Here is an 11,432-nt window from a genome sequence, read left to right as displayed (position 1 = left end):
ACTTCGGTGGGTATGACGGAACGTCAAGGAGGTGAACACGGAGCGTTCGATCGACGTGGCGAGACGCGACATCGACGGTGATTTGCGGTTGTAGATGTGAATTCACGTGATCCGAATACATCCCGCTGGGATGGTCTGGACCTTCTGCAGACGACGGACGGCACACGCCGAACGGCCCAGCCGGACGGACGTACGGCGGATCTCAGGGAACGCTCAGCCGACGGCCCGTACCGTGTGCCGCATGAGATCACCCGTCGCGCGGGTCCGGCGCGCCCTCGCCGGCCGTCCGCGCCGGATCGTCGCCGCCGTCGTGGTGGTCGTCCTGGTCGTGGCCGCCCTGGTCTGGGCGGTCCGCCCGCAGGGACCGGGCTTCCGGACCGAGGCGGCCGTGGTGACCGTCCGGTCCGGACCGACCGGGGACGAGCCGGTCGACCTGGACACCACGCTCTATCTGCCCGGCGACGCCTCGGACACCAACCGGGTGCCGGCGGTGCTGCTGGCGCACGGGTTCGGCGGCACCAAGGAGTCGGTCCGCGCCGACGCCGAGGACCTGGTCGCCCGGGGGTACGCGGTGCTCACCTGGACCGCCCGGGGCTTCGGCCGCAGCGGCGGCCAGATCCACCTGGACAGCCCGGACCACGAGGTGCGGGACGCGCAGCGCCTGCTGGACCGGCTCGCCGCCCGCCCGGAGGTGCGCCTGGACGCGGCCGGCGACCCGCGGGTCGGCGTGGTCGGCGGCTCGTACGGCGGCGGTCTGGCCCTGCTGCTGGCCGCGCAGGACCAGCGGGTCGACGCGATCGTCCCGATGATCACCTGGAACGACCTGTCCCGGGCGTTCCTGCCGGAGAGCACCGGCCGGGAGCCCACCGACGGCGTGTTCAAGAAGGGCTGGGCCGGCATCTTCTTCGGCGGTGGCGGCAACGCCGGCTCCGGTCCGGCCGGCCTCTCCGGCGCCACCGCGGCCCAGCCGGAGGGCGCTCCCGCGTCGGCCGGCCCGGCGAGCCCGCAGCCGGGCGCCGGTCCGGGCAGCAGCTCCGGACGGGCGCCGGGTGGCGCCGCCGCCGATCCGTCCTGCGGTCGCTTCGCCGCCGACGTCTGCGCCGCGTACCTGCGCATCGCCACCACCGGCCGGGCCGACGCGGCGGCGGTCGCGCTGTTGCGGCGGTCGTCGCCGGCCGGCGTGCTCGACCGGATCAAGGCACCCACCCTGCTGGTCCAGGGCGAGGCCGACACGCTCTTCCCGCTCACCGAGGCGGACGCCAACGCGCGCGGCATCGCCGCCGCCGGCACGCCGGTGCGGGTCGCCTGGTTCACCGGCGGGCACGACGGGGGCGCCGGCCCGACCTCCGACTCGGACCGGGTGAAGTTCCTGACCGCCCAGTGGCTCGACCACTACGTCAGGGGCGACGGCCCGGCCCCCGGTGACACCTTCACGTTCTCCCGGATCGCCGGCTTCGACGCGCTCGACCGCGGCCTGGTGGCCACCGGCTTCCGCACCGACGACTATCCGGGCGTCGCCGGCCAGGACCGCCGGGAGATCACCCTGACCGGTGAGGCCCAGCCGGTCGCCGTGCCGCCCAACGGCAACCCGGCGGCGATCTCCGCGGTGCCGTTCGCGGGCGCGCTCGGCTCGTTGCTCGACGGCGTGGCCGGGGACATCCCCGGCCAGCACGCGCGCTTCGAGTCGGCGCCGCTGGACGACCCGGTCGACGTGGTGGGCGCGCCGACCGTGCGGATCCGGGCCGCCTCACCGACCGGCGAGGCGGTGCTCTTCGTCAAGCTCTACGACGTCGACCCGCAGGGCGCGTCCACGTTGCCGTCCGGCCTGGTCGCGCCGGTGCGGCTGACCGGCCTGCCGCGCACGCTGGACGCGGCGACCCCGGTCACGGTCACGCTGCCGGCGATCGTCCGCCGGGTCGAGGCCGGGCACCGGCTGCGGCTCGTGGTGGCGACGTCGGACCAGGCGTACGCCACGCCGGCCGAACCGACCGTGCACACGGTGGCGCTCGGCGACGGCCCGTTGGTGCTGCCCACGGTCGACGCCGCGCCGATCCCGACCACCGCCGCGGTGTGGCGCTGGGTGCTGGCCGGCCTGCTCGCCGCGATCGTGGTCGGGCTCGTCGTGGTCGTCCTGGTCACCCGCCGCCGGCACCGTCGCCAGGACAGCTCCGTGCACCCGGAGTACGCGGGCGTCCCGCTCGCCGTGCGCAACCTGCGCAAGGAGTACGCGGACGGGTTCGTCGCGGTCTCCGACGTGGACTTCGAGGTGCATCCCGGCCAGGTGGTCGGCCTGCTCGGGCCGAACGGCGCGGGCAAGACCACCACGCTGCGGGTACTGATGGGCCTGACCCAGCCCACCGCCGGGGAGATCCACGTCTTCGGCCACCGGCTGGTGCCCGGCTCGCCGGTGCTCTCCCGGATCGGCGCGCTGGTCGAGGGGCCCGGCTTCCTGCCGCACCTGTCCGGTCTGGACAACCTGAAGGCCTACTGGCGGGCCACTGGGCGGCCCTGGGAGGACGCCCACTTCGACGAGGCGCTGGAGATCGCCGGTCTGGGCGACTCGGTGCACCGGCGGACGAAGAAGTACAGCCACGGCATGCGGCAGCGGCTCGCCATCGCCCAGGCCATGCTCGGCCTGCCCGAGCTGCTGGTGCTCGACGAGCCGACGGACGGGCTGGACCCGCCGCAGATCGCGGAGATGCGCCGGGTGCTCCAGCGGTACGCCACCGACGGCCGCGCGGTGCTGGTCTCCAGCCACCTGCTCGCCGAGGTGGAACAGACCTGCACCCACGCGGTGGTGGTGAACAAGGGTCGGATCGTGGCCTCCGGGCCGGTCGAGGAAATCGTCGGCGAGTCGCCGAGCGTGCTGTTCGAGGTGAGCGACCCGGACGCGGCGCGTACGGTGCTCGACCGGCTGGACGGCGTACGGGTGCTGCCGGACTCCGACGGCGGGCTGGTGGTCGACACCAACGGCACCGCCCGCAGCGAGGTGGTGGCGGAGCTGGTCCGGGCCGGCATCGGGGTGGACCGGGTGGTGCCCCGGCGCCGCCTGGAGGACGCGTTCCTCGCCCTGGTGGGCGAGAACTCTCGGGGAAGCGGTGACCGGTGATGGCGGGTTCTTCGGTGGCGCGCGAGGCGGGCGGGGCGGCGGCCGGCTACCGGCCGTCGGCCACGATGCCGTTCGGCGCGGAGTTCCGGCGGCAGGCGTCGCGGCGCCGGACCCAGCTCGCGCTGGGGTTCATGGTGCTGCTGCCGCTGATCATCCTGGTGGCGTTCCAGTTCGACTCCGGGGACGACGACGGCGGCGGCCGGGGCGAGTTCGCCAGTCTGGCCGACCTGGCCACCTCCGGCGGCCTCAACTTCACCCTGTTCTCGATCCTGGTGTCGGCGTCGTTCCTGCTGGTCGTCGTGGTGGCGTTGTTCTGCGGCGACACGGTCGCCAGCGAGGCGAGCTGGGGCAGCCTGCGCTACCTGCTGGCGGTGCCGGTGCCCCGGGCCCGGCTGCTCGCGGTGAAGCTGGTGGTCGCGCTCGCGTACTCCGGGCTGGCGCTGGTGCTGCTGGCCGGCACCGCGCTGCTCGCCGGCACGCTGCGGTACGGGTGGAAGCCGCTCAGCAGCCAGGTCTCCGCCGAGCTGGCGCCGGCCGACGGGTTGCTCCGGCTGCTCGGGGTGCTGGGCTACCTGGCGGTGGTGCTGCTGGTGGTGGCCGGGTTGGCGTTCCTGCTTTCGGTGACCACGGACGCCGCGCTCGGCGCGGTCGGCGGCGCGGTGCTGCTCTGGATCCTCTCCAGCATCCTGGACCAGATCACCGCGCTGGGCGGACTGCGGAACCTGCTGCCGACCCACTACAGCAGCGCCTGGCTGGGGCTGCTGTCGTCGCCGATGCAGACCGACGACGTGGTCAAGGGCGCTATCTCGGCGATCGTCTACGCCACGCTGTTCTGGGGCCTGGCCTTCTGGCGCTTCACCCGCAAGGACGTCACGAGCTGAGGTGTCCGTCACCGGCGGCGGTCACTCTCCGCAACACTCCGTCAGAAGCAATGTCCTTCGAACCTCTTATGACTCAGAGTCATAATTATGACTCTGAGTCATGTCGCACTCGGGAGAAGCTTCACCCGACCGGGGTTCGCCGAGCCGAGTCGGGCCGCGGGTCTTCCCGGCGGCTTTCGGACTTCCATATCATGGGAGCGTTCCCACGAAGTTGTCCCGCTTGCAAGGAATTGATTAACTTCAATCTCTTGTCCCGCCATCCTGGACGTCGTCCGATACCCGTCCCAGGAGGTTTCCCATGGTTCCGAGCCAGTTGAAAGGCCCTGTGCTCTCCCTGTTCCGCATCGTCGTCGGCCTGCTCTTCCTGCTCCACGGCGCGGCGTCGATCTTCGGGATACTCGGCGGCAACCCGGCGACCGGCGGGGCGGTCCCGTTCGGCACCTGGCCGGGCTGGTGGGCCGCGCTGATCCAACTGGTCTGCGGCGCGTTGGTGCTCGTCGGCCTGGGCACCCGGCCGGCCGCGCTGCTCGCCTCCGGCTCGATGGCGTACGCGTACTTCGTGGTGCACCAGCCGCACGGCCTGCTGCCCCTCGGCAACGGCGGCGAGCTGGCCGCGCTCTTCTGCTGGACGTTCCTGCTGGTCGCGGTGCTCGGCCCCGGCCCCTGGGCGCTCGACGCGCTGCTCTCCCGCCGTCGGGGCGAGCCCGCGGACGCCACCCCCGCGCCCCGCGCGTCGGTCCCCGCCTAGGTCGGTCGCCCACCGGGTCCTGGTGCGGGGCTCCTGTCCCGTGCCAGGGCCTCAGAGCGGGTTGACCGGGGTGGTCGCGAGCGACGGCGGACCGATCGGCGCGGACGGCGCGGGCGCCTCCGTGGTCGGCGCCGGGTCGCGGCGCTTCCAGGCGCTGACGCCGAGCCGACCGGTGTTGCCCAGGTCGATCGGCCCGTCCAGCGCGACCGGGTACGCCGGCCGGCCGGCCACCGGGGCGACGTCGAGTTCGACGCCGTCGGTCGCCACCACCGTCGCGTCGGTGACCAGGTTGCGCCAGATCAGCGCGGCGCCGGCCCGTTCGCCGGGGCGCAGCACGAGCGCGGTGGGTGGGTCGTCGAAGCCCGAGGTGATCGGGCCGGCCCCGGGGATCACCCGCACCGTGATCGGGTCCCCGTCGGCGTCCCGCAACGCGACCGCCGGATAGCCGCGCAGCTCGTACGGCCGGTTGCCGCAGTTGACCAGGTCGAGGCCCATGGCCCGCAGCCCCATCGCGGCGCTCACCCCGAGTTCGACGATCCGGATGCCCTCCGGGGAGCAGGCCGGCGTGGGCGCCGCGGCGTCGGGGGTGACGCCCGGCCGCGGTGGTGGGGTGGACAGTGGGTCCACCGGGCGCGGCGCCGAGGCGTCGATCGGGCGCGGCGTCGGGGCGCAGGCGGTCAGCAGGGTCAGCCCCGCGATGACGCCGAGTCGGGCCGCCGGGTTCCGCATCCGGTGATCATGCCACCCGGTCGGGCGCGGCGAGGACCGCGTCGAGCAGGCCCGGGTAGAGGCGGTCCAGCTCCTCGCGGCGCAGTCGGACGTAGCGGCTGGTGCCGGCGACGCGGGTGCGGGTGACGCCGGCCTCGCGCAGCACCTTGAGGTGGTGGCTGCGGGTGGCCTTGGAGACGCCGAACTCGAACGTGCCGCAGGCGTGCTCGCCGCCCCGGGCCAGCGTGCGCACGATCTGCAGTCGGACGTCGTCGGCCAGCGCCGCCAGCACCGCGGTCACCGGCACGTCGCGCAACTCGGGTTCGTGCAGCTCCATGTGACCAGGGTAACCCATGTTCGACATCCGTCGAACAACCTCCTAGAGTCGGCTCCGTTGGTTCGACGATACTCGAACATAGGAGCTGCGATGCGTTCCCGTTCCGCAGCCCTCCCGCTCTTCGCGGTGCTCAGTTGGGGCGTCATGTTCCCCGTCCTGGCCAGCGCGCTCACCCGGGTGGACGCGCTCAACCTGACCACCGCCCGGTACGTGCTCGCCACCGCCGTGCTGGTCGCCCTGCTCCTGGCCCGGGAAGGGGTGACCGCCCTGACCACGCAGCGACGCGGGGTCGAGGTGCTGCTGCTCGGCGCGCTCGGCTTCGCCGGCTTCAACACGCTCACCAACCTCGCGCTCGGACACGCGGCCCCACAGCAGATCGCCCTGTTCGCCGCCACCGTGCCGGTCGTCACCCAGCTGGTCCGCTGGGCGCGGGACGGTGTCCGGCCCCGACCCGCGCTGCTCGGCCTCTCCCTGGTCGCGCTCGTCGGCGTCGGTCTGGTGATCACCCGCGGCCGGCTCGACGGGCTGGGCGAGTTCGGCCTCGGCGGGCTGCTCATGGTCGGCGCCGTGCTCGGCTGGGCGTTCTACACCCACGGCGCGACCCGGTTCCCCGAGTGGTCGCCGCTGCGCTACACCGCGCTGACCGCGGTCGCCGGCACGATCGCCATGGTCGCCGCCAGTGCCGCCGCCGACCTCACCGGGCTCCAGCACGCCCCGCACGCCGCCGACCTCGTCGCGGTCGTCCCCCAGCTGACGTACGCGGTGCTGGTCGCCGCCGTGATCGCGGTGCTGGCCTGGAACACCGGCGTCCGGCGGCTCGGCGCGGCGGACGCCGCGTTGTTCATGAACCTGGTCCCGGTGACCACGTTCGCGGTGCAGATCCTGCGCGGCTACCGGCCGGGCGCGGTCGAGCTGGTCGGCGCCGGGCTGACCGTCGCCGCCCTGGTGGCGGCGAACCTCGTCACCCGTACCCCGGCCCGGCGGGCCACGACGGCGACCCCCGTGCCGGTGGCCGTGGTGGACCGGCCGGCGGTGGTCGAGCCGGTCGCGGTGGTCGGTCGCTGAGCCGGCCCACAGCGTGGGATCCCGAGGTGGCGTGGCCGTGAGCGGCGCATAGACTCGGCGGCACAACTGCATACCTCATCCAGAGGGGCTGAGGGATACGGCCCGACGACGCCCCGGCAACCACCCGCGCGCTCGACGACGAGCGACCGCGGGCAGGTGCCAATTCCGTCCCCGCCGCACCCGGCGATGCGGGGAAAGATGAGAGGAAACCCTCGACATGACGTCGACGCTTCCCGCCGCACCCGGCATCGACACCACCCGCAGCCCCGCCCGCGCCCTGGTCTGTCGCGCCTGTTCCGCGCGGTACCCGCTGGCCGCCCAGCACGCCTGCTACGAGTGCTTCGGGCCGTTGGAGGTCGACTACGACACCACCGCCCTGGCCACCGTCACCCGGGAGCGCATCGAGGCCGGCCCGAACAGCATCTGGCGGTACGCGGACCTCCTGCCGGCCGGCCAGGACCCGGCCACCCGGGTCACCCTCGACCCCGGGTTGACCCCGCTGGTGTCCGCCCCGCACCTCGCCGCCGAACTGGGCCTCACCGGCCCGCTCTGGGTCAAGGACGACAGTGCCAACCCCACCCACTCGTTCAAGGACCGGGTGGTGTCGGTGGCGCTGACCGCCGCCCGGGCGCTCGGCTTCACCCGCTACGCCTGCGCGTCCACCGGGAACCTGGCCAACTCCGTCGCCGCGCACGCCGCCCGCGCCGGCGTGCCGTCGGTGGTCTTCATCCCCGGCGACCTGGAACAGGGCAAGGTCGTCACCACCGCGGTCTACGGCGGCGACCTGGTCGCCGTCGACGGCTCGTACGACGACGTGAACCGGCTCTGCGGCGAGCTGGTGGAGACCGACGACTTCGAGGACACCGCGTTCGTCAACGTGAACGTCCGGCCCTACTACGCCGAGGGGTCCAAGACGCTCGGCTACGAGGTGGCCGAGCAGCTCGGCTGGCGGATTCCGGCCCAGGTGGTCATCCCGATGGCCAGCGGCGAGCTGCTCACCAAGATCGACAAGGCGTTCACCGAACTGGTCGAGATCGGCCTGGTCGAGGCGCCGGCCGGCGGCTGGAGGGTGTTCGGGGCGCAGTCCGCCGGCTGCAACCCGATCGCCACCGCGCTGCACGGCGACAGCGACACCATCGTCCCGGTCAAGCCGACCGGCATCGCCAAGTCGCTGAACATCGGTGACCCGGCCGCCGGCCTCTACGCGCTGGAGGCGGTCCGCCGCACCGGCGGCTGGATGGAGTACGCCGACGACGACGAGATCCGGGCCGGCATCCGGCTGCTCGCCCGCACCACCGGCGTGTTCGCCGAAACCGCGGGCGGCGTCACGGTCGCGGTGCTGCGCAAGCTGGTCGAGTCGGGCCGGCTCGACCCGACGGCGGAGACGGTCGTCTTCAACACCGGCGAGGGTCTCAAGACGCTCGACGCGGTGGCTGCCCAGGTCGGCCCCACCCACCGCATCAAGCCCAGCCTCCGCGCCGCCCGCGACGCCGATCTCCTCACCTGACTCGACCTCGCGGTGGAGGTGGGACTCGCCCGGGTGGGGGATCGGGCAGGACCGGTGGGTAACCGGCGATGTGCGGTGAGTGCCAGAAACCCGCCGACAAGGACTTGACGACAGGAACCGGACGGCGCAAGATGCTTCGTGCGGGAGGGCATCCGCCGGAGACTTTTCAAGTTCTTGCGACCCAACGCCGGAGGCGTTGTGCGGACGTCCCTCCCGACCAACCTCGCGCAGGGCCAGCGGACATCCGCTGGCCCTGTCGCCGTTCCGGCCCGCTCCGCTCGCCGGCGACCGATCTTCAGTTGTGACACGCCCCTACTGATCTGGTGGCTTCCTGTTGCATGATGGCGGGCATGACGGAGACCCCGCACCCCCTGTACGACAGGCACCGCGAGACCCTCGACCGGGCGCTGACCGCGATCACGGAGCGCGGGTACTGGTCGGCCTATCCCGAGTCGCCCAGCCCCCGGGTGTACGGCGAGAGCGCCGCCGCCGACGGCAAGGCCGCGTTCGAGACGTACCTGGGCGGGGACTTCCCGCTCGACCAGCCGGGCGACGGCAGCACCGTCGCCACCGAGGCCAGCCCGTTCGGGGTGCCGCTGGACGTGCGCTACCCGCACGCCGGCGCCGACCAGCTGGTGTCCGCCGCGACCGCCGCGCTGCCGGCCTGGCGCGACGCCGGCCCGCAGGCTCGGGCGGGGGTCTGCCTGGAGATCCTCGACCGCCTCCACAAGAACGTGTTCGAGCTGGCCAACGCCGTGCAGTTCACCAGCGGCCAGGCGTTCGTGATGGCGTTCCAGGCCGGTGGCGCGCACGCGCTGGACCGGGCGCTGGAGGCGGTGGCCTACGCGTACGCGGAGATGAGCCGCCACCCGGGGACCGCCGGCTGGGAGAAGGCCGCCGGCAAGGGCGACCCGCTGCGGATGACCAAGACGTTCCACGTGGTGCCCCGCGGCGTGGCCCTGGTCATCGGCTGCAACACGTTCCCGACCTGGAACTCGTACCCCGGTCTCTTCGCGTCGCTGGTCACCGGCAACCCGGTGGTGGTGAAGCCGCACCCGCGCGCGGTGCTGCCGCTCGCCGTCACCGTGCGGTACGCCCGGCAGGTGCTCGCCGAGGCCGGGTTCGACCCGAACCTGGTGCAGCTCGCCCCCGAGGCGGAGGGGGAGAAGCTCGCCTCGACGCTGGCCCTGCACCCGGCCGTGAAGATCGTCGACTTCACCGGCTCCACCGAGTACGGCGACTGGCTGGAGGCGAACGCCCGGCAGGCCGCCGTCTACACCGAGAAGGCCGGCCTGAACACGGTCGTCATCGACTCCACCGACGACTTCGCCGGGCTCTGCCGCAACCTCGGCTTCACGCTGACGCTCTACAGCGGCCAGATGTGCACCACCTCGCAGAACCTGCTGATCCCGCGCGACGGCATCGACACCGACCAGGGGCACAAGAGCTTCGACGAGGTGGCCGCCGGGATCGCCGGCGCGGTCGCCAAGCTGACCGCCGACCCGGCCCGGGGCGTCGAGCTGACCGGCGCGATCGTCAACGACGGGGTGCTGGAGCGGTTGGAGGAGGTCACCAAGGTCGGCGAGCCGGTGCTGGAGTCGCGGACCGTCGCGCACCCGTCCTTCCCGGGCGCGGTGGTGCGGACGCCGACCGTGGTCAAGCTGGACGCCGGGGACACGGCGACCTACTCGCGGGAGTGGTTCGGGCCGATCTCGTTCGCCATCGCCACCGACTCCACCGAGCACAGCCTGCGCATCCTGCGCGAGACGGTGGGGGAGAAGGGCGCGCTGACCGCGGCGGTCTACTCCACCGACGAGGCGGTGCTGGACGCGGCCGAGGCGGCGGCGATCGACGCCGGTGTGCACCTGTCCTGCAACCTGACCGGTGGCGTCTTCGTCAACCAGTCGGCGGCGTTCTCCGACTTCCACGGCTCCGGCGCCAACCCGGCGGCGAACTCCGCGCTGACCGACGGCGCGTACGTGGCCAACCGGTTCCGCGTCGTGCAGAGCCGCCGGCACGCGTGAAAGGAGGGGCCCCTTCTTAACGCCTCCGGTAGAGGAGGGGCCCCTGCTTAACACCCCGTCAGGCCGCGCGGCGCATCTGGAGTTCGTGCAGGCCGGGGATGCGCGGGTGCGGGACGCGTACGCCGGTGTCGGTGAAGCCCAGCTTCTGGTAGGCCCGGTAGGCGCGGTCGTTGCCGACCACCACCTCCATCATCAGTTCGGGCCGCCCGCAGGCCCGGGACCAGGCCGCCACCTCGTCGACCAGCGCGGCCAGCAGCCCGCTTCCCCGCCGGGCCGGCGTCACGTAGACCGCGTAGACCAGCGTCAGGCCCGGCTCGTCCGGCGCGGCGACCCCACCCGCGTGACCGACCAGGCGGCCGCCCGGGTCCGCCACGAACTGGGCGGTGTGGTCACCGCGCGAGACCGCCGCCACCCGGGCGGCGAAGTCGGCGTGCGGCCGGGCCGCCGCCTCGGCCACGGTCTCCAGGAACGCCAGCGGGCTGTCCGCGAGCATCTCCAGCCGGAGGGCGCGCATCCGGGCGGCGTCCTCCGGACGGATCCGGCGGACGGTGGTCAGGACGGTCGTGCTGGTCATGCCGCATGCATACCGGACCGTCCCCGGACGGCGTACGCGGGTGCCGTGTTCCGGGCCGGAATATGCCCGATTTGTGGTCGTGCGCGGTCGTCACGCCTCGTGTAGCGTGCGATTTCGGTCACCGATTCAGCGGCCGTCGCCGATCGCCGAAACCGGTGCGCCGCCGGTGCCGGTCCGCCGGTTCCCGGGTCTTGGAACGCCGCGCAGAGTGAGGAAGTGCACCGTGGCACAGGGCACCGTGAAGTGGTTCAACTCCGAAAAGGGCTACGGCTTCATCGCCGTCGACGGCGGGCAGGACGTGTTCGTCCACTTCTCCGCGATCGAGATGGACGGTTACAAGGCGCTGGACGACGGCCAGCGGGTCGAGTTCGAGATCGCCCAGGGCCAGAAGGGTCCGCAGGCCGAGCGGGTCCGCGTCATCGCCTGACCCGGCCGGGCCCGCCGCCGGCGGCCGAGCCACCCCGACCGAGCCACCCCGA

At 73.1% G+C, this 11,432-nt stretch carries 10 protein-coding genes and 1 riboswitch; of the genes, 7 read left to right on the top strand and 3 right to left on the bottom strand.

Going from position 1 to position 11,432, the window contains the following annotated elements:
* Positions 1–241: 241 nt before the first annotated feature.
* The 3 genes from O7600_RS16270 to O7600_RS16260 all read left to right on the top strand — a co-directional run bounded on the left by O7600_RS16270 (position 242) and on the right by O7600_RS16260 (position 4,738).
* On the top strand, positions 242–3,109 hold the full coding sequence (locus O7600_RS16270) for an alpha/beta fold hydrolase (protein WP_281588298.1): 2,868 nt from the start codon (positions 242–244) through the stop codon (positions 3,107–3,109).
* Positions 3,109–3,990, top strand: coding sequence for an ABC transporter permease subunit (locus tag O7600_RS16265; RefSeq protein WP_281588296.1), 882 nt, complete (start codon positions 3,109–3,111; stop codon positions 3,988–3,990). The genes O7600_RS16270 and O7600_RS16265 overlap by 1 nt, the downstream gene beginning before the upstream one ends.
* A 298-nt stretch (positions 3,991–4,288) precedes the next feature.
* On the top strand, positions 4,289–4,738 hold the full coding sequence (locus O7600_RS16260) for a DoxX family protein (protein ID WP_281588294.1): 450 nt from the start codon (positions 4,289–4,291) through the stop codon (positions 4,736–4,738).
* A 51-nt stretch (positions 4,739–4,789) separates the two neighbouring features.
* Here the strand turns inward: O7600_RS16260 and O7600_RS16255 are convergent, their stop codons facing one another.
* Together O7600_RS16255 and O7600_RS16250 are read right to left on the bottom strand one after the other, a co-directional pair.
* Positions 4,790–5,467 carry a DUF4232 domain-containing protein gene (locus tag O7600_RS16255; RefSeq protein WP_281588292.1) on the bottom strand — a complete coding sequence of 226 codons (678 nt, stop codon included), beginning with the start codon at positions 5,465–5,467 and terminating at the stop codon, positions 4,790–4,792.
* 7 nt (positions 5,468–5,474) lie between these two features.
* Positions 5,475–5,783: a metalloregulator ArsR/SmtB family transcription factor gene (locus O7600_RS16250; RefSeq protein ID WP_281588290.1), complete on the bottom strand. Its 309-nt coding sequence runs from the start codon at positions 5,781–5,783 to the stop codon at positions 5,475–5,477.
* Between the two features lie 90 nt (positions 5,784–5,873).
* Between O7600_RS16250 and O7600_RS16245 the strand changes: the two genes are divergently transcribed.
* The 3 genes from O7600_RS16245 to paaN all read left to right on the top strand — a co-directional run bounded on the left by O7600_RS16245 (position 5,874) and on the right by paaN (position 10,379).
* Positions 5,874–6,848, top strand: a complete 975-nt coding sequence (locus O7600_RS16245; RefSeq protein WP_281588287.1) for a DMT family transporter — start codon at positions 5,874–5,876, stop codon at positions 6,846–6,848.
* Positions 6,849–6,920: 72 nt separating this feature from the next.
* Positions 6,921–7,053, top strand: a riboswitch (SAM riboswitch).
* Positions 7,054–7,065: 12 nt separating this feature from the next.
* A complete protein-coding gene (gene thrC / locus O7600_RS16240) occupies positions 7,066–8,355 on the top strand; it encodes a threonine synthase (protein WP_281588285.1) in 1,290 nt (429 codons plus the stop codon).
* A 350-nt stretch (positions 8,356–8,705) separates the two neighbouring features.
* On the top strand, positions 8,706–10,379 hold the full coding sequence (gene paaN / locus O7600_RS16235) for a phenylacetic acid degradation protein PaaN (RefSeq protein WP_281588283.1): 1,674 nt from the start codon (positions 8,706–8,708) through the stop codon (positions 10,377–10,379).
* A gap of 58 nt (positions 10,380–10,437) precedes the next feature.
* Here paaN and O7600_RS16230 read toward each other — a convergent pair whose 3' ends face one another.
* The gene (locus O7600_RS16230) at positions 10,438–10,953 is read right to left on the bottom strand and encodes a GNAT family N-acetyltransferase (protein WP_091569099.1); all 516 of its coding nucleotides are present in this window, start codon (positions 10,951–10,953) and stop codon (positions 10,438–10,440) included.
* A 223-nt stretch (positions 10,954–11,176) separates the two neighbouring features.
* Between O7600_RS16230 and O7600_RS16225 the strand changes: the two genes are divergently transcribed.
* Positions 11,177–11,380 carry a cold-shock protein gene (locus O7600_RS16225; protein ID WP_067305333.1) on the top strand — a complete coding sequence of 68 codons (204 nt, stop codon included), beginning with the start codon at positions 11,177–11,179 and terminating at the stop codon, positions 11,378–11,380.
* Positions 11,381–11,432: the final 52 nt, after the last annotated feature.

This window comes from Micromonospora sp. WMMA1998, from assembly GCF_027497375.1.
In the GTDB taxonomy this organism is placed as follows: Bacteria; Actinomycetota; Actinomycetes; order Mycobacteriales; family Micromonosporaceae; genus Micromonospora; species Micromonospora sediminicola.
Note: the sequence above shows the minus strand (reverse complement) of the source record. Positions and strands in the feature narration are given on the sequence as shown.

Bases quoted from the DNA above. Each gene is read 5' to 3' on its own strand.
- O7600_RS16260 (WP_281588294.1), top strand. From the start codon at position 4,289: ATGGTTCCGAGCCAGTTGAAAGGCCCTGTGCTCTCCCTGTTCCGCATC.
- paaN (WP_281588283.1), top strand. From the start codon at position 8,706: ATGACGGAGACCCCGCACCCCCTGTACGACAGGCACCGCGAGACCCTC.
- O7600_RS16230 (WP_091569099.1), bottom strand. From the start codon at position 10,953: ATGACCAGCACGACCGTCCTGACCACCGTCCGCCGGATCCGTCCGGAG.
- O7600_RS16255 (WP_281588292.1), bottom strand. From the start codon at position 5,467: ATGCGGAACCCGGCGGCCCGACTCGGCGTCATCGCGGGGCTGACCCTG.
- O7600_RS16245 (WP_281588287.1), top strand. From the start codon at position 5,874: ATGCGTTCCCGTTCCGCAGCCCTCCCGCTCTTCGCGGTGCTCAGTTGG.
- thrC (WP_281588285.1), top strand. From the start codon at position 7,066: ATGACGTCGACGCTTCCCGCCGCACCCGGCATCGACACCACCCGCAGC.
- O7600_RS16265 (WP_281588296.1), top strand. From the start codon at position 3,109: ATGGCGGGTTCTTCGGTGGCGCGCGAGGCGGGCGGGGCGGCGGCCGGC.
- O7600_RS16270 (WP_281588298.1), top strand. From the start codon at position 242: ATGAGATCACCCGTCGCGCGGGTCCGGCGCGCCCTCGCCGGCCGTCCG.
- O7600_RS16250 (WP_281588290.1), bottom strand. From the start codon at position 5,783: ATGGAGCTGCACGAACCCGAGTTGCGCGACGTGCCGGTGACCGCGGTG.